This is a genomic window from Pedobacter jeongneungensis, assembly GCF_000633455.1.
GTDB classification, from domain to species: domain Bacteria; phylum Bacteroidota; class Bacteroidia; order Sphingobacteriales; family Sphingobacteriaceae; genus Pedobacter; species Pedobacter jeongneungensis_A.
This window is the reverse complement of sequence record NZ_AYMG01000025.1, coordinates 84,280-102,791: the sequence shown is the minus strand read 5'-3', so window position 1 is coordinate 102,791 and position 18,512 is coordinate 84,280. Positions and strand designations below refer to the sequence as shown.

Below are 18,512 nucleotides of genomic sequence, written 5' to 3'. Positions count from 1 at the left end.
ACATCTTATAAAAAATGGAAATAAAAATTATCAATACATCCGAACACCCGCTTCCACAATATGAAACTGCACATGCGGCTGGTATGGATTTGCGGGCTGCAATAACCGAAGAAATAATATTAAAACCTTTGCAAAGATTATTGGTGCCAACAGGTCTGTTTATCGAACTGCCAACTGGATATGAAGCGCAAATCAGACCAAGAAGTGGCCTGGCTTATAAGCATGGTATCAGCATTGTAAACTCACCTGGAACAATTGATGCCGATTACCGTGGTGAAATAAAAGTTTTATTGGTAAATTTATCAGATACAGATTTTAAGATCGTTAATGGCGACAGGATTGCCCAAATGGTAGTGGCCAAACATGAAACCGTAAACTGGCAACCGGTTACCGAACTTGGCGAAACTGCACGTGGCGAAGGTGGTTACGGACATACGGGAAAATAATTAGGAGTTGGCAGTTTTCAATTTGGAGTTAATTTTTGGATGATATGAAGTACAAAATATATTTTCTTATCGGGGCTGCTTTTTTGAGCTTCCAGGCTTTTGGGCAAGGAGCGGTTACGCCAGCTACCAACCGCGACAGCAATATGGTAAAGCAGTTGTTTTTTGCTGGTCTTCGAGAGAAAATGTCCGAAAATTATGTTGTTGCCTCGACCAATTTTAATAAAATCGTCGGTTTAGATCCGAATAACCATGCCGCCTATTTCGAACTGGCAAATGCTAATCTCCGTTTAGATAAACTTAGCGAGGCTGAACAGAATATAAAACAGGCTATTAAGTTAAATGCCGACAATTTATGGTATTGGCGTTTGCTTGGCGAAGTGTATAAACGCACCAATAAAATGCCCGAACTGATTGATGTATTTAATCAGCTCATCCGCATTGATCCCGAAAATGATGCCTATTATTTTGATAAGGCCAATGCCCAGTTTTTAGCCAATCAGTTAGATGCTGCTAAAAAAACTTATGATGAAATCCAGGTTAAATTTGGCGATTCAAGAGATCTGACAAATGCCAGAAAACGCTTTCAGGCAAATGGAAGTGCCACCGAAAGTGATATTGTTAAATTATTGGAGGGCAACCAGGCCGACGTAAAAAATTATTTATATGCTGCTGGTTTGCTTTTGCAAAAAGGAAATGATCCTGAAGCATTAAAGGTGCTGGTTAAAGCGCAACAATTAGAACCCAATAACTTTGAGGTCAATCTTGCACTCGCAGATATTTACCGCAGGCAGAAGAACGATGAAACAGCTTTTGCTTCATTAAAGCTTGCTTTTGAGAGTGCCGAAATGCCTCTGAGTGAAAAAGTTAAAATCATAGCAGCCCTATTCCCGAAACTGAACCAGCCCATTGTGGCCAAAAATGTAACCGAATTGAGTAAATTGGTTGCTGAAAAAAATCCGGGCGATGCCAAAGCTTTAGCGCTTTACGGCGATGTACTTTATCAGCAGAATAACCTAAAAGAAGCCTTAGCGGAATACCAGGCAGCATTAAAACTCAACGAACAGGTTTATGTGGTTTGGGAGCAGGTTATCAATATCCAAACGTTACTGGGCCATTATGGTGAAGCTGTAAAAGTGGGTGATGAAGCGCTAACCATTTATCCGAATCAAGCCAGTTTATACTATTATGTGGCTTACGCCCAGTATAAAACGGGTAAATACGAGCCTGCACTCGGCAATTTAAAAACTTCGCTACAATTAGACGTAGAGAATAAGAGCTTACAGGCACAGATTTATGCCCTTCAGGGTGATATATACATCAATCAGAATAATTTTTCAGCAGCAAAAACGGCTTTCGAAAAAGCCATTTCATTAGAGCCCGATAATTACCTCATCATGAATAATTATGCCTATTATTTAGCGTTAAAGAATGATGATTTAGCAAAAGCCGCAAAATATGCAGAAACAGCGGCCAATGGAATGCCAAACAACCCTTCTGTTATCGATACTTATGCTTTTATACTATTTAAACAGCAAAAATACGATCTGGCAAAAACATGGATAGAAAAGGCATTGCAAAACAATAGCAATAAAAATGGTGTTTACTTGGAGCGCTATGGAGATATACTTTTTATGAAAGGTGAAAAGGAAGAGGCGGTTATCCAATGGCAAAAAGCAAAAGAAGCCGGAAACGGATCAGAAGTTTTAATTAAAAAGATAAATGAAAAGAAGTATTTTAAATAGCGTGTTCCTTTTGGGAGCGGTAGTTTTTGTTTCGGCATGTAAGCCTAAAAAAGAAATTGTGGTGGCTCCTCCTACTAAAATGGAAACTAAAACCGACAATTCTAAAGCTGAAACCCTAACGCTGTTAAATAGTAAACAACTTAAATTTAATACCCTTTCTTTAAAAGCCAAAGCAACTTTAGATATTGGTGGCGATGCCAACGATGTAACCATGAATTTCAAAATGAAAGACAAGGAAACCATTTGGGTAAGCATTACTGCTTTGGGTGGAATGGCTGAGGTTGCCAGGGCTTTGATTACACCTGATAGCATTAAAATCATGAACAGAATGAAAAGTGAATACCTAAAAAAGCCTTTCAGCTATGTTTACAATTTCACCAATAAACAGGTTAACTTTAATACTTTGCAGGCCATTTTAACCGGTAATGCCATGGGCGAATTTTTAACAGAAAAATCAGATGTTAAACAAGAAAATGGTGTTTGGGTAGTTTCGGGCAGTAAAGCAGAACTGGATTATAAATTGCTTTTTAATACTTTGTTCAAGGTCGCTGAAACCAATTTGAATGATGTTAAAAATGGTCAGGCGTTGAAAGTGACCTATACTGATTACCAAAAACTAAATGAATCTTTATTTCCAAGTGCTTTACAGATCAATACACTGTCTAAAGCCAAAAAGATAAACATCGACTTGCAATTTGTAAAAATTGATGGCAATGTTCCGGTCGATTTTCCGTTTACTGTACCAAAGAGGTTTGCGGTTGTGAAATAAGCTTAGCACTTAATAACTTAATATCTATAATTGGCTTGCCAAAGGTATCTACTGCTTCAGTATGGTCACTTTGGCAATCTTTGTATTATATGAAGATTAGGTGAAGACAGTTCTGTAATAAGTGATTATGACTTTAGTATCTCGATTTTAATACTTTTTACTATAAAATTTTTATACTTTTGGCTTAATGAAGCTACAAAAACTCCTATTTATCCTTTTTTTAAGCGTGTTAACCCTTTCGGCGGTTGCACAAACTGAAAGTCAGCTCAGAAGGAAAAAAGAAGCTATACAACGTGAAATCGAACAGCTTCAAAAGAATTTGAATAAAACTGCCAGTGGTAAAAAGCTTACCTTACAGCAGATTAATACCATAAACGCCCAGATCAGGTTGCGCCAGGATAAAATTGGAACAATCAACTCTGAAATTAAAAATCTGGATAACCAAATCTCTCAGAACACAAATACCGTACATACGTTGCAAGGTCAGTTGGGCGATCTTAAAAAAGAGTACGCAGGCATGATCCGTTTTGCACAGCGGAACAGGAACTCGTACGATAAAATGATGTTTATTTTCGCCTCAAAAGATTTTAACCAGGCCTATAAAAGGATAAAATATTTACAACAGTTTAGCCAGTACAGAAAAAAACAGGCTGGTTATATCGAAAATACACAGCAAGACCTAAACGGTAAAATCAAAGTGTTGGATAAAACACTCCGCGAAAAAAGCGACCTGTTAAAAGAGCAGGAAAGGGAACGTGAGCGTTTAGGTAAAGACAAAAGTGAACAGTCTGTAGTGTTAAATAAGTTGAGTAAAGATGAAAAGCAATTTAAGCAGGATATCAATACCCGTAAAAAACAACAGGCGCAGATAGATAGGGCCATTAGTGCGGCCATTCAGCGTGCAATTGAAGAAGCAAGAAGAAAAGCAGCAGAAGAGGCCAGAAGAAAAGCGGCAGAAGAAGCACGTATTGCTGCGGCTAAAGCTAAAGCAGAAAATAAACCTGCTCCTGCTACCCCAGCCGCACCAACTGCGAAGGCAAAATCAACCGGAGAGTTGTTAACAGCCACACCGGAAGCCGCAAGATTATCTGCAGGCTTTGAAAATAACAGGGGAAGGTTACCTTGGCCGGTAGCAACAGGTACCATTACCGAAAGATTTGGTCTGCATAAGGTAGATCAGGCGAGCTATACTAATGATGGGGTAGACATTACCACCAGCGATGGCGCAACGGTTAGGGCTGTATTTGCTGGTAAAGTTGCCGCTGTTCAGGTATTTATGGGAAGAACGGTAGTATTGATTAACCATGGTGAATACTTTACGGTTTACCAGAACTTAAGATCGGTGAGTGTAAGCGTGGGTAATGATGTAGATACCAAACAGGCCATAGGTGTGGTGGCCAACACTGGGGATGATGCCATCCTGAAATTCCAGATCAGAAGGGGCCAGGCGGCTTTAAATCCTGAAGCCTGGATTAGTAAATAGATTAGTTTTTAAATTGTTTATATTTGTATAAATTATATTAGTGATGTATCAAGGCACGTTATTAGAGTTTTTAAACATGGGTGGATCGGAGATCGTACTCATTTTAGTGGTAGTCTTATTATTGTTCGGTGGTAAAAAACTGCCTGAGCTTGCAAGAGGACTTGGAAAAGGGATCAGAGAGTTTAAAGATGCATCTGAGGGAGTGAAGCGTGAAATCCACAGGAATATTAATGCCATGGATTTAGATAAAGAAGAAGCGGAAGAAGCAGCGGTAAACCATAGTGAACGTCACCATCCAACAGAAGAAACCCCTGTTGACGAAAAGGTTGCGGCTAGTGTACCTCACACTAATACAAGCACCCCAATTGACGAAAAAATTGTAGCAGACAATCATAAAGTTTAAACAAAAAAGTTATGTTAAATACAACAATAGCAGCAATGCTTGGAACACCAGAAATTATCATTATCGCGGTAGTGGTTTTGTTATTATTTGGTGGTAAAAAAATTCCTGAACTAATGAGAGGTTTAGGTAAAGGCGTTAAAGAATTTAAAGATGGAAAAGATGGTGTTGATGGAGATCAGGTAGATCCATCTAACCGTGATAAAACCGTTTAATTGCAATAATTTTAGTTTTGAAGAAATACAGCGCTCTAAAAGAGATTCAGGCACTCATTTCGCAAAAGCAATTAACTTTACCCGATTTATTGGCTTATTATATTAAGCAAATTAAAGATAAAGAACACCTCAATGCATTTAACGAGGTGTTTTTTTATTCGGCCGAAGTTCAGGCAAAAGCGATACAGCAAAAAATAGAAGAAGGTACTGCAGGTAAACTTGCAGGTATGGTAATTGGCATTAAAGATAATATCTGTTACGAAGGCCATATTGTTACCGCATCTTCAAAAATGCTCGAAGGCTTTGTATCTCCATATTCATCAACTGTTGTTGAACGTTTGTTACAGGAAGATGCCATCATTATCGGCCGTTTAAACTGTGATGAGTTTGCTATGGGCGGCTCTAACGAAACGTCTTACTATGGGGCTGTTAAAAATGCAGCAAATCCCGATCTGGTTCCAGGTGGATCTTCTGGTGGTTCGGCTGTAGCCGTTCAGGCCGATATGTGTTTAGCTGCCCTTGGTACCGATACAGGTGGCTCGGTGAGGCAGCCAGCGGCTTTTTGTGGACAGATTGGTTTAAAACCTACATATGGCCGAATTTCGAGGTATGGTGTAATTGCTTTTGCCTCATCATTTGATCAGGTTGGACCGATTACTTCATCAGTAGAAGATGCGGCTCTGCTTTTGCAGGTTCTGGCTGGTGCCGACGAACATGATTCAACTGTTTCTCCTTTGGCAGTTCCCGATTACCCTGCGCGTTTAGGCGAACACAAAAAACAAAAAATAGCGGTTTTAAAAGAAACCATCGAAAACGATGCCCTGGATCCGGAGATTAAATCGGCTATTTTAGCTTCAATTGAAAAGTTAAAGTCGGATGGACACACGGTCGAATATGTTTCTTTCGACCTGTTGGATTACCTGGTTCCGGCTTATTATATCTTAACAACGGCCGAAGCCTCTTCAAACCTTTCGCGTTATGATGGTGTGCATTACGGGCACCGCAATACCGAAGCAAAATCGTTAAACGAATTATATAAATTATCCCGTGCTGAAGGTTTTGGTGAAGAAGTAAAACGCCGTATCCTTTTAGGTACCTTTGTTTTAAGTGCCGGATATTACGATGCTTATTATCAAAAAGCACAGCAGGTGCGTCGCCTGATCAGGGAGAAAATGGATGCTTTATTTCAGGATTATGATTTAATTCTTTCTCCTGTGGCACCAACAGCAGCATTTAAAATCGGCGATAACGTACAGGATGCACTGGTGATGTACATGGCCGATATTTTTACCGTGCTGCCGTCGTTGAGCGGAAATCCGGCTATTGCTTTGCCTTTGGGCAATAATGAAGTTGGTTTACCGTTAAGTATTCAATTTACAGCCAAACATTTTGAGGAAGATAAGCTTTTAGCTTTTTCTCAGGCATTTTTATCATAGTTTTATCGTCATTGCAAAATACAGAACAATCTTAACGCATCATCGCATTAAATTGAAGTATGGCAGTGGCATTTCATGAGTCGTTTCCCGGATATAATCTGGGAATTATTTATCTCTGGTTCGTTTATTTACGGAAGGGGTAATCTAAGGTTTGTTGATTTTTACATACCACGGCGAATGAAAGTTTAACCAATAGCCCATGATTAAAAAATTACTTTTTGCTTCAATTTGTGCTTGCTTAGGATACATTTCTTCCGCTTCCGCGCAACAAACCCTTAAACTCGATAGTCTTCCGAAGGTACACAACAACATTTTTATCAATACTGATACCGTAGCCGTACCCGTAGTTTCTGAAAACCCTTTAACTATGGGGCAGAACTTTATCTATAAACTCAGGCTCGATTCTATCGCTAAAGCCGTTCCGCTTCCTTATAATGAGTATGTGCAGCAGTATATCGATATCTATGCCAAGCGTAAGGATATGTTCGGGAAAATGATAGGCTTATCAAGTTACTACTTCCCGATTTTTGATAAAGCGTTAAAAGACTATAACATTCCGCAGGAAATAAAATATTTAACCATTGTAGAGTCACAGATGAACCCCCATGCCATTTCGCGTGTAGGCGCAACGGGTATCTGGCAGTTTATGTTCGGCACAGGAAAAGCCTACGGTCTGAAAATGGACAATTTTGTTGATGAGCGTAAAGATCCGATCCAGGCCAGTTATGCTGCTGCGGCTTATTTTAGAGATGCTTTTGAAGAACTAGGCGATTGGCTGCTGGCTATTGCAGCTTATAATTGTGGAAAAGGCAATGTAAAACGGGCAATAGATAAAGCAGGATCGAGAGACTTTTGGGTAATCAGACAGTTTTTACCTAAAGAAACCAGAAATTATGTACCGGCATTTATTGCGGCTGTTTATGTGATGAACTACTCAGGCAAACACCAGATTACTGCACAGGCTTCAAACATGTTCCTGAAAACCGATACCGTTCAAACCACTCGTTTTGTGTCGTTGGCAACTCTGGCCAAAGTGCTTAATGTTGAAGAAGAAGCCATGATGGCCTTAAACCCTTCGTATAAGAAAAAGATTGTAAATGGTACTGATGATGAACCCAAGCGTATCGTAATGCCAAAACTGAGGGATATCGATTATGCAGGTATTTATGATGTGCTGAACAATCAGGAAGTTGATGTAAGCATGAAAGTAGTAGAGGCCAGCACCGATGATGTAAGGGATTTAAGAAAGAAAAAAGTAAAAGCCATAGCTACATCTTCTGTAGTTTACCATAAAGTTACCGCCGGGCAGAATTTAACTGCAGTTGCCGATAAATACGGTGTAGAGGTTCAGGATCTGCGGGTTTGGAATGGACTGAAAAGCAAAACCATTGTTCCGGGGCAAAAGCTGAAAATCTATGCCAAAAACCGTACAGCTTTAAAAGCACCATCATCATTCTTAAGTTATAAAGTTAAAACCGGCGATACCTTATCAGATATTGCTGAGAAATTCGACGGTGCAACTGTTCAGAGCATTAGAAGGGATAACCGTTTATCAAAAGCAGGTTTACAGGTAGGAATGATTCTTAAAATTAGTAAGGGGTAAAACTTTCTATTGTATTATTGTCAGTCTGAGCTTGTCGAAGACCTTTTTATCCATAGAAAATAACATTTGTCCTTCGACAAGCTATCCATGATGGATTTCTTTAGTGCTGTCGTCATCTTGACAGTAGCGGCGAGATCTGTGAATAACGTTAAGGAAATTTCTCTCCCAATTTAACATCCGAGCTACGCTTCAGTCCCTTACATCTCATTTAACTTTTTTTGAAAGGTATTTTATTTTAAGCCTCATAAAAAGAATTGTACCTTTGCACGGTCACTAATAAGTTACTTAATGAGTAATACGAATAGAAAGCAAGATGCGTTGGATTACCACTCGCAAGGCCGTCCGGGAAAGATACAAGTAGTACCCACCAAACCCACAACATCGCAAAGGGATTTAACCCTCGCATACTCTCCGGGAGTTGCAGAGCCTTGTTTAAAAATAGCAAACAATAAAGAAGATGTTTATAAATATACCGCAAAAGGTAATTTAGTTGCTGTAATTAGTAATGGAACGGCTGTTTTAGGCTTGGGTAACATAGGTCCCGAGGCTGGTAAGCCCGTAATGGAAGGCAAAGGCCTTTTATTTAAAATATTTTCTGATATCGATGTATTCGATTTAGAACTGGATACCGAAAATGTAGACGATTTTGTAAAGATTGTTAAAGCATTGGAGCCAACTTTTGGGGGGATTAACCTCGAAGATATCAAAGCGCCGGAGTGTTTCGAGATTGAGCGTCGTTTAAAACAGGAAATGAATATCCCTGTAATGCACGATGATCAGCACGGAACAGCCATTATCTCTGGCGCTGCACTATTAAATGCCTGCGAAATCCAGAAAAAGAAAATAGATAAAATTCAGGTGGTAGTTAGTGGTGCTGGTGCTGCGGCTGTTTCCTGTTCTAAAATGTACCTCAGCTTGGGGGTTAAAAAAGAGAATTTGGTGATGTTCGATATCAACGGCTTAATTGATATCCACCGTACCGATCTGGATGATATCCGGATGAGCTTTGCAACCACCAGAAAAGATATTGCCAATATTGGAGAAGCGATGAAAGGTGCCGATGTTTTCATCGGACTTTCTGCTGCGAACGTAATTTCGCCGGAAATGCTGGTTGGTATGGCCAAAAACCCGATTGTTTTTGCCATGGCCAATCCAAATCCCGAAATAGCCTACGAGCTGGCCATTAAAACCCGTAAAGATCTCATCATGGCTACCGGCCGTTCTGATTATCCCAACCAGGTGAACAATGTATTGGGTTTCCCTTATATTTTCCGTGGAGCATTAGATGTTAGGGCAACCAGCATTAATGAAGCGATGAAAATTGCTGCGGTTAAAGCCATTGCAGAACTGGCCAAGAAATCGGTTCCAGAGGCTGTAAACTTAGCTTACAATGCCCGTAACCTTAAATTTGGCAAAGATTACATCATTCCAAAACCTGTTGATTTTAGGCTAATTACCGAAGTTTCTACTGCTGTGGCAAAAGCAGCCATAGAAAGTGGCGTGGCCAGAAAAATCATTACCGATTGGGATGCCTACAACGAAGAATTGAGAAAACGTTTAGGTTTGGATGATGCCATCATGAGGGCGGTAACCACCAAAGCTAAAATGGATCCTAAGCGTGTGGTATTTGCCGAGGCTGATAATTATAAAATCTTAAAAGCAGCCCAGATTGTAAAAGATGAGAATATTGCTATTCCGATCCTTTTAGGGAATAGAGAAAAAATCCAGGCCATTATTGACGAACATGCTTTAGAACTGGAAGGCGTAGAGATAATTGATCAGATGCAGAATCCGGATAAAACCAAACAATATGCCGAAGCACTTTTCAAAAAACGCCAGCGTAAAGGAGTTTCTTCTATGCGTGATGCAACTAAATTGTTGAGAGACCGTAACTATTACGGTGCATCAATGGTCGAGTTTGGCGAGGCTGATGCGATGATTTCGGGCTTAACGAAAAACTATGGTGCTACCATTAAACCAGCCTTACAGGTAATTGGTGTAAAACCGGGCGTAAAACGTGTAGCCGGTATGTACATGATGATGACCAAAAAGGGTCCGGTTTTCTTTGGCGATACCACAGTAAACGTTGATCCAACTGCAGAAGAACTGGTTGATATTACTTTATTGATCGATAAATCGGTAAAACAGTTTAATATCAAACCACGTATTGCGCTGTTATCCTATTCAAACTTTGGCTCGAACGATGGCGTAACCCCAAATAAAGTAAGGGAAACCGTTAACCTGCTTCATAAAAACCACCCGGAAATTGTGGTAGATGGCGAAATGCAGGGAAATTTTGCCATTAATAACGAGTTGTTAAAAGATAACTTTCCTTTTAGTACATTAGCTGATGCTCCGGCCAATACTTTGGTGTTCCCAAATCTTGAGTCAGGGAACATTGCATACAAATTGTTACAAGAGCTTGGTGGTGCAGAAGCAGTTGGCCCGATCCTTTTAGGACTGAATAAACCTGTTCATATTGTTCAATTAGGCAGTTCGGTGCGCGAAATTGTAAATATGGTTACCATTGCTGTTGTAGATGTTCAGGCAAAAGAAGAAATTGAAACTTCGAAACGAAAAGGTATATTTGGGAAAACAAACAAAAAGTAGAATTGCATGTACGCCTATATTGATGGTAAATTGACATTCAAAAACCCAGCTTACGTTGTGGTTGAAGCCGGAGGTATAGGCTATCATATTAACATTTCTTTAAATACATACAGCGCTTTGGGCGATGCAGAAAGGTGTAAACTCTACACCTGGCTGCATGTAAAAGAGGATGCACATACATTATACGGCTTCGCTGATGAGGGCGAACGCCGTTTATTTTTACATTTAATATCGGTATCGGGAATCGGACCAAATACAGGCAGAATGATTTTATCGTCTATCACCCCTGTAGAAATCCAGACTGCAATTGTTAAAGCAGATTTGCCTCTTATTCAAAGAATTAAGGGGCTCGGTGCGAAAACTGCACAACGCCTGGTTTTAGAATTACAGGATAAACTGAAAAAAGAAGGGGTAGATTCGTTAATTTCTATGCCTCAACACAATACTGTTAAAGATGAAGCGTTATCTGCATTGGTAATGCTCGGATTCGCCAAACAAACCGCCGAAAAAACTATAGACCAGATATTAAAAGTGACAGAGGGAACACTTTCGGTAGAGCAACTAATTAAACAAGCTTTAAAAACCTTATAGACAAAACTGCCTTTGAAGAGAATATCTACATTTCTGTTTCTCATCCCACTTTTCTTAATTGCTTCTCAAAACACTTTTTCCCAAGTTGTTCCAAGCAAAGCGGATACCATTACGCCAAAAAATAACTTCGGTCTCAAAGAAAAAGAGCGCCTGGGGCTTAGTCCTGCCGTTAATCCATTTTATCCGGCCCCAAATAACTTAAGGCGCGTTGTAGAATACGATGCCAAAAACAAACGTTATGTGGTTAAAGAAATTATTGGCGACCGGTTCGTTTTAAATACCCAATATTTAACCATTGATGAATACCAACGGCTGATAAACAGCGAGATCAAACGTGGCAATTGGCGCAGCATTTCAAATGCTGAGGTAAGTGATTACCGCAGCTCAGGTATTATCCCTCAGATCCAGGTAAACAGTAAGGCTTTCGAAAAATTATTTGGTGGAACCACCATTGATATCCAGCCGCGTGGAGAAGCTGAACTTACTTTTTTAGGCCGGATAAATAAAAATGAAAACCCGCTTTTTAACGAAAGACAAAGGGTGCAAACCAATTTCGACTTTAACCAAAGGATCCAGATGGACCTTGTTGGAAATATCGGAACAAAATTAAAGATTAAAAGTAATTACAACACTGAGGCACAGTTCGATTTTGAAAATCAGATCAAACTCGATTATACCGGTGGAGCAGATGATATTATTCAAAAAATTGAAGCAGGTAACGTAAGTTTACCTTTAAATACCTCGCTAATTACCGGAACACAGGCGTTATTTGGTATAAAAACGCAGTTAAAATTTGGCCGATTAAATGTAACGAGTGTTTATACCCAGCAAAAATCACAATCAAGAGAAATTAAGATTACCAATGGGGCACAGCAAAATACCACCACGGTAAATATTGATAGTTACGAGGCAAATAAACACTATTTCTTATCACAATATTTCAGGAACAACTACAATAAAAACCTGGCTAATGCACCAATTATTACTTCTCCGATCCAGATTACCAAAATAGAGGTATGGATTACCAACAAAGCAGGCAACACTACCGATTCAAGAGACGTATTAGGCTTAATGGATTTGGGAGAAAATGTGCCTTTTAACAATCTTTTGCTTACAGGAGGAACTTCGGGCCTGCCTGCCGGAACTACTGCAACTGGCTTTGCACAGCAATCGAATAACTTAATCGCACAGTTAAATGCTTATCAGGGAGGGGCCGTAAGACAGACCAATTCTAATGCTGTTCTTTCTTTCTTCCAAACAACCCCTGTTAACACCAGCAATACCGATAACTTTGCCAAACTGATCTACGCCAGAAAATTAACTGAGCGTGAGTTTACCTTTCAGCCACAACTGGGGTATTTATCATTAAATAACCCCTTAAATGCCGATGAAGTTTTGGCCGTGGCTTACCGCTATACTTATAACGGTGTAGAATATCAGGTGGGTGAGTTTTCTACTGATATCTCTTTTGATGCTGCAAATCCGAAAGTACTTTATGCCAAATTATTAAAGAACGAAACCACCAAAATTCAACTGCCTACCTGGGATTTGATGATGAAAAATATCTACTCTATCGGTGGGTATCAGATCAGTAGTCAGAATTTTAAACTCGATATTTATCGCATCGATAACGAAACAGGTGTAGATAACCCGGTAATGACGGAAGGACAAAATACTGCAAACAAACAATGGATTGCCCTGACCGAGTTTGACCGTTTAAACCAGCAAAATGAACGTAGACCAGATGGAGTTTTCGATTTCGTGGCAGCAAACAATGCTTTTGGTTCTTATTCTACAGCAAGCAACTCCAACCAGGCCAGTTTATTTGGTACGGGCAGTAACGGACAGACTTCATTAATTACCAATACAAATTCGGGCTATATTACCATTGATCCTGCAAATGGAAGGATCATTTTTCCGGTGATTGAACCTTTTGGTAAAGATTTAGCGGCAAGGTTTTTACCCAGCGAACAGAACCTGATTAATAAATATACTTTTACTGCACTTTACGATTCAACGCAGACTATTGCCAAGCAATTGTTCCAGAACCAGAACAGGTATGTAATTAAGGTAAATTACCAATCTGATATTTCTTCTGAATTTAGCTTAAACGCCATCAACGTTCCCGAAGGATCGGTAAAGGTTTTTGCCGGAACGATGCCTTTAACCGAAGGTGTAGATTTTACGGTCGATTATCAGGGTGGCCGTGTAAGTATTATCAATCAGGCACTTTTAATTTCTGGTCAGCCGATTAGGATTACCACCGAGAATAACGAACTTTTTGGCCTGCAGCAACGCTCACTTTTCGGTACCCGTTTAGATTATCGCGTAAACAATAAGTTAAACCTGGGTGGTACCATCATGAACCTCACCGAAAAACCACTCACCCAAAAGGTAAACATCGGTGAAGAACCCATTTCGAATACCATTTGGGGAGCAGATATTAATTATAGCTCACCATCAAGATTTTTAACAAAACTGGTGGATAAACTTCCGTTCATTTCAACCAAAGCGCCATCAAGCGTAACGTTTTATGGAGAGTTTGCACAATTGATCCCGGGTCACCCAAGGGCGCTCAATTTTGCCGGAAGTAAAAACGGGGTAAGTTATTTAGATGATTTCGAGGCATCAAGATCGGTGATCGATCTAAAAAGTGCTATCGCCTGGCAGCTGTCGGGCACGCCGCAACTTTTCAGCGAATCGAACAAATCCAACGATTTATCTTACGGCTACAACCGTGCAAGGATTGCCTTTTATAATATCGACCCTACTTTTTATAATTCAGCTGCATCAACCACTCCTGCCAATATCAGAAACAACAGGAACGAACTTTCTAACCACTATGTAAGGGAAGTAATTGAGCAGGAGGTTTTCCCTTTTAAAGAAACGGCAACCGGACAGGCTTTAAATATTACCACCCTTGATGTGGCCTATTACCCAACGGTTAGGGGGCCATATAACTTCCGTACTACCGATTTTAGACCTGATGGATCGTTACTACAACCTAGAAATAACTGGGGTGGTTTTCAGCGGAAAATAGAAACCAACGATTTCGAAGCCCTAAACGTTGGCTTTATCGAACTTTGGGTAATGGATCCTTTTATCTATAAACCGAATTCTGCCGGTGGTGATATGTATTTCAACTTAGGAAATATCTCCGAAGATATCCTTAAGGATGGCAGAAAATCATTGGAAAATGGTTTGCCTGCTACAAACGATCCAGGTAAATATGATGAAACGGTTTGGGGCCGTGTACCAAAATTGCAACCCGTTGTCCAGGCTTTTGATAACAATCCTGATTCGCGCCGTGCACAGGATGTGGGTTTAGATGGACTATCGGATGCAGATGAAAAAATAAAATTTGCTACGGCAATCACTCAGATCAAATCGCAATTAAATGCTACTGCTGCTACAGCACTTGATGCCGATCCATCATCAGATAACTATGCTTATTTCAGAGGCCCGGCTTTAGATCAGATCAATGCCGGTATCCTTAAACGTTACGAAAAATATAACGGAACGGAAGGAAACTCTAAAACTTCGCAACAATCACAGGCAGAATTAGGACTTGAAAATTCGGCTTCTACTTCATTGCCTGATGGGGAAGATATCAACCGCGATAACAACATGACCCAAAGCGATGAATACTTTCAATATAAAGTTTCTATCCGCCCTGGCGATTTAAATGTTGGACAAAATTTTATTACCGATAAAGTAACTTCGCAGGTAAAACTGGCCAACGGAAATACACAGGCTGTTACCTGGTATCAGTTCAGGATTCCAATTGGCCAATATCAGGATAAGGTAGGTGGTATTCAGGATTTCAAATCGATCCGTTTTTTCAGGATGTTTATGACCAATTTCGCCGATACTGCAGTGTTGCGTTTTGCAAAACTTCAATTGATCCGTGGCGAATGGAGAGAATATAACGCGTCTAACGTTGCCGCTCAGGTAATTGTTGATCCATCTTTACCGGCTTTAACGCCTGATAATTCTACCATTGAAGTATCAACCGTAAATATCGAAGAAAACGGAAAACGTTCACCAATTCCTTATGTTACCCCTCCGGGTATTTTGCGTGAGCGTGATTACAGTAACTACCGCGGAGATACCAGGTTAAACGAGCAATCTTTATCCGTTACCGTTAAATCTTTAAGAGATGGTTACGGCAGGGCCGCATTTAAAACTGCCTATAGCGATTTTAGATCTTACAAGCATTTAGAAATGTTTGTGCACGCAGAGGCGGTTAATAACCAGCTTTTAAATGATAACGATGTTTCTGCTTTCTTAAGGATTGGAACAGATAACCAGGATAACTATTACGAATATGTAATGCCTTTAAAGGTTACCAATCCGGGAACCAGTGATCCTGATGCCATTTGGCCGGAAGCGAATAGAATGGATATCGATTTAACGCTTTTCCAAAACGCCAAGCTTGCCCGTAATGTGGCCAAATTGGCTAATGGCCAGCCTTGGCCTACCAATGTTCCTTTTACCTATACAGATGGTGCAAGAACAATTGTGGTAAAAGGACAGCCCGATATGAGTAAGGTGAGGGTTTATATGGTGGGTATTAAAAACCCATTACGTGCCGCCACTGATGATGGTATCCGTGATGACGGTCAGGATAAAAGCGCTTTGGTTTGGTTTAACGAATTAAGGTTAACCGAATTTGATGAAAAAGGTGGCTGGGCCGCAACAGGAAGATTAAATTTAAAGCTGGCAGATTTTGCCGATGTAAATATTTCAGGCAGTAAATCTACCGTTGGTTTTGGTTCTATCGATTCGAAAGTGAGCGAAAGAAACCGTGCCGATAATGTGTTGCTGGATATTTCTTCGGCGATGGAATTAGGTAAATTCCTGCCACAAAAATCAGGTGTAAAAATCCCGATGTTTGTGAGTTATTCAAAACAGGTTTCTACGCCACAATACAACCCAAGAACACCAGATATCGAGCTGAAAAATGCTTTAGACCAATCAACCAAAGCGCAAAAAGATTCAATCTTAAATTTTGCACAGGATTATACGGTTAGAAGAGGGATCAACTTTACCAATGTAAGGAAAGACCGTGTGAATACAAGTAAACCGGTTCACCTTTGGGATATTGAAAACTTTGCAGCAAGTTATGCTTACACCCAGTATAATCACCGCGATTTTATCAATCAAAGCAGTATCCAGAATACTTATCGGGCATCTTTACAGTACAGTTATTCTAAAGAAGCCAAAACCATAGCACCATTCGAGAAGATCATCAAATCGAATATGCTTGCTTTATTAAGGGATTTTAACTTTAGTATTTTTCCAAGTGCCATTAACTTCAGGATCGATGTAGACCGTTTGTATTCAGAAAACACGTTAAGAAACAACGACCCGAATAATACCATTAGCCTTTATCGGAACGGTTATGGTACTACCTTTAACAAAAACTTTACCATGAGCCGCGTTTATGGTATTGCCTGGAACCTTACCCGCTCATTACAGTTAGATTTTAATGCCACCAACTATTCGATTATTGATGAACCGGATGGAAGAATTGAAGGATTAAAACGCGATACCGTTTGGCAGAATTTAAAACGTTTGGGCCGTACTACCGATTATAACCACAATTTAAATGTAACCTATAACCTGCCTATCGATAAAATTCCGGGTTTAAATTGGGTTACGGTTAAAACACGTTACGGTACCAATTTTAACTGGCAAACAGAGCCGCTTTCTACACTGCGCGATCCTAATATTAACTTAGGTAACACCGTGCAGAACAGCAGAACAATCCAGGTAAACCCAACATTAAATCTAACCACTTTATACAATAAGTTTGGTTTTATCCGGAATACGGGCAACGATCAGGATGGCAGTAAGGCGAAGAAATTCTTCATTAATATATTAACGAGTTTGAAAAACGTTAATGCCAGCTATGTGCAAACAAAAGGTATTTTCTTGCCGGGTTACCTGCCAACCACCAAATATTTTGGTATTGATAATGCGACAGGTGCCCCGGGTTTGGGCTTTGCTTTCGGTAGTCAGCGCGATATCCGCGAAATGGCACTAAACAATGGCTGGTTAACCACTGATACCCTGCAGAACCAATTGTATGTAAATACGCTAAGAGAAGATTTCCAGCTTACAGGGCAAATAGAGCCGTTTAAAGATCTACGAATTACCTTAAAGGCCAATAAAGCGCAGACAAGAAATTTCTCTACCAATTTTAGGTATGTGGCAAGTGTATCATCTTTCGAGAATTTAAGTGCTATCACTACAGGTGATTATAGCATTTCATACATTGCCATCGGTACTGCTTTTAAAGAGAAAAACTCGAGTACTGTTTCGAGCCTGTTTAACCAGTTTATGGCCAATAGGATTATTATTTCGAGAAGATTGGGCGCTCAAAATCCCAACTCATCAGGCCTTAACGGAGGATATGCAGATGGTTACAGCAAAGAAAGTCAGGATGTAATTATTTCTGCTTTTATGGCGGCCTATTCAGGGAAAGATGCAAGCAAATCAAAAATGAATGCCTTCCCTAAAATACCGCTTCCAAACTGGAATTTAACTTATAGCGGCTTAACAAGTATCCCTTTTATTGCCGATAAATTCTCATCTGTTGATATCAGGCATGGTTACCGTTCTGCTTACAATATTAATGGCTTTAACTCATTATTACGCTATCAGGAAACTAACGGTGCTTCTAGCAGCAGGGATGTAAACAATAACTTCCTGCCAGAGTATCAGTTTGCGCAGGTAACCGTTTCAGAGTATTTTGCACCATTGGTTGGGGTAGATACCAGGTTTAAAAATAACCTTACCGCTTCTTTCGAATTAAACCGTTCGAGGTTATTGGGTTTGAGTTTATCAAACAGTCAATTGGCACAGTTATCAGAAAATAATATGGTTTTAGGTTTGGGCTATCGCACCAATAAATTCCGTTTTCCTTTTGGATGGTTTAAAAGCCTGAAAATGGATAATAACATGGACTTTAAATTGGATGTGGCCATCCGTGATAACAAAACAGTTATTTACCGCGCAGATATTACTGAAGCTGAAGTTTCCTCAGGTGCAAAAAACATTAGTTTAAGACCGAGTGTTGATTATGTGTTAAACCAGAAGTTTAATATCAAGTTATTTTACGATTCGAACATTACAAAGCCTTATACTTCGCAAACTTTTAATACTTCGTTCAGTAATTTTGGTTTTAGTTTAAGGTTTACACTTAATTAATA

11 protein-coding genes are annotated in these 18,512 nt (G+C 39.8%); all 11 read left to right on the top strand.

Annotation, left to right across the window (positions count from 1 at the left end):
• Positions 1–14: 14 nt before the first annotated feature.
• The 11 genes from dut (at position 15) to sprA (ending at position 18,510) form a co-directional block, all read left to right on the top strand.
• A complete protein-coding gene (gene dut / locus U859_RS0121800) occupies positions 15–446 on the top strand; it encodes a dUTP diphosphatase (RefSeq protein ID WP_025145412.1) in 432 nt (143 codons plus the stop codon).
• Positions 447–490: 44 nt separating this feature from the next.
• A complete protein-coding gene (locus tag U859_RS0121795; protein WP_025145411.1) occupies positions 491–2,188 on the top strand; it encodes a tetratricopeptide repeat protein in 1,698 nt (565 codons plus the stop codon).
• Positions 2,166–2,957: a DUF4292 domain-containing protein gene (locus U859_RS0121790; protein ID WP_025145410.1), complete on the top strand. Its 792-nt coding sequence runs from the start codon at positions 2,166–2,168 to the stop codon at positions 2,955–2,957. Before U859_RS0121795 ends, U859_RS0121790 begins: the two co-directional genes overlap by 23 nt.
• A 187-nt stretch (positions 2,958–3,144) precedes the next feature.
• Positions 3,145–4,440 (top strand): murein hydrolase activator EnvC family protein, encoded by a 1,296-nt coding sequence (locus U859_RS0121785; protein ID WP_025145409.1) that lies wholly within the window; start codon positions 3,145–3,147, stop codon positions 4,438–4,440.
• A 43-nt stretch (positions 4,441–4,483) separates the two neighbouring features.
• Positions 4,484–4,843, top strand: a complete 360-nt coding sequence (locus U859_RS0121780) for a twin-arginine translocase TatA/TatE family subunit (RefSeq protein WP_025145408.1) — start codon at positions 4,484–4,486, stop codon at positions 4,841–4,843.
• An 11-nt stretch (positions 4,844–4,854) separates the two neighbouring features.
• Positions 4,855–5,055: a twin-arginine translocase TatA/TatE family subunit gene (locus tag U859_RS0121775; protein ID WP_029986031.1), complete on the top strand. Its 201-nt coding sequence runs from the start codon at positions 4,855–4,857 to the stop codon at positions 5,053–5,055.
• Between the two features lie 17 nt (positions 5,056–5,072).
• Positions 5,073–6,491 carry an Asp-tRNA(Asn)/Glu-tRNA(Gln) amidotransferase subunit GatA gene (gene gatA, locus U859_RS0121770; RefSeq protein WP_025145406.1) on the top strand — a complete coding sequence of 473 codons (1,419 nt, stop codon included), beginning with the start codon at positions 5,073–5,075 and terminating at the stop codon, positions 6,489–6,491.
• Between the two features lie 199 nt (positions 6,492–6,690).
• Positions 6,691–8,094 carry a lytic transglycosylase domain-containing protein gene (locus U859_RS0121765; protein ID WP_025145405.1) on the top strand — a complete coding sequence of 468 codons (1,404 nt, stop codon included), beginning with the start codon at positions 6,691–6,693 and terminating at the stop codon, positions 8,092–8,094.
• A gap of 288 nt (positions 8,095–8,382) precedes the next feature.
• Positions 8,383–10,704 (top strand): NADP-dependent malic enzyme, encoded by a 2,322-nt coding sequence (locus tag U859_RS0121760; RefSeq protein ID WP_025145404.1) that lies wholly within the window; start codon positions 8,383–8,385, stop codon positions 10,702–10,704.
• 6 nt (positions 10,705–10,710) lie between these two features.
• Positions 10,711–11,295: a Holliday junction branch migration protein RuvA gene (ruvA, locus tag U859_RS0121755; RefSeq protein ID WP_025145403.1), complete on the top strand. Its 585-nt coding sequence runs from the start codon at positions 10,711–10,713 to the stop codon at positions 11,293–11,295.
• Between the two features lie 12 nt (positions 11,296–11,307).
• The gene (sprA, locus tag U859_RS0121750; protein WP_025145402.1) at positions 11,308–18,510 is read left to right on the top strand and encodes a cell surface protein SprA; all 7,203 of its coding nucleotides are present in this window, start codon (positions 11,308–11,310) and stop codon (positions 18,508–18,510) included.
• Positions 18,511–18,512: the final 2 nt, after the last annotated feature.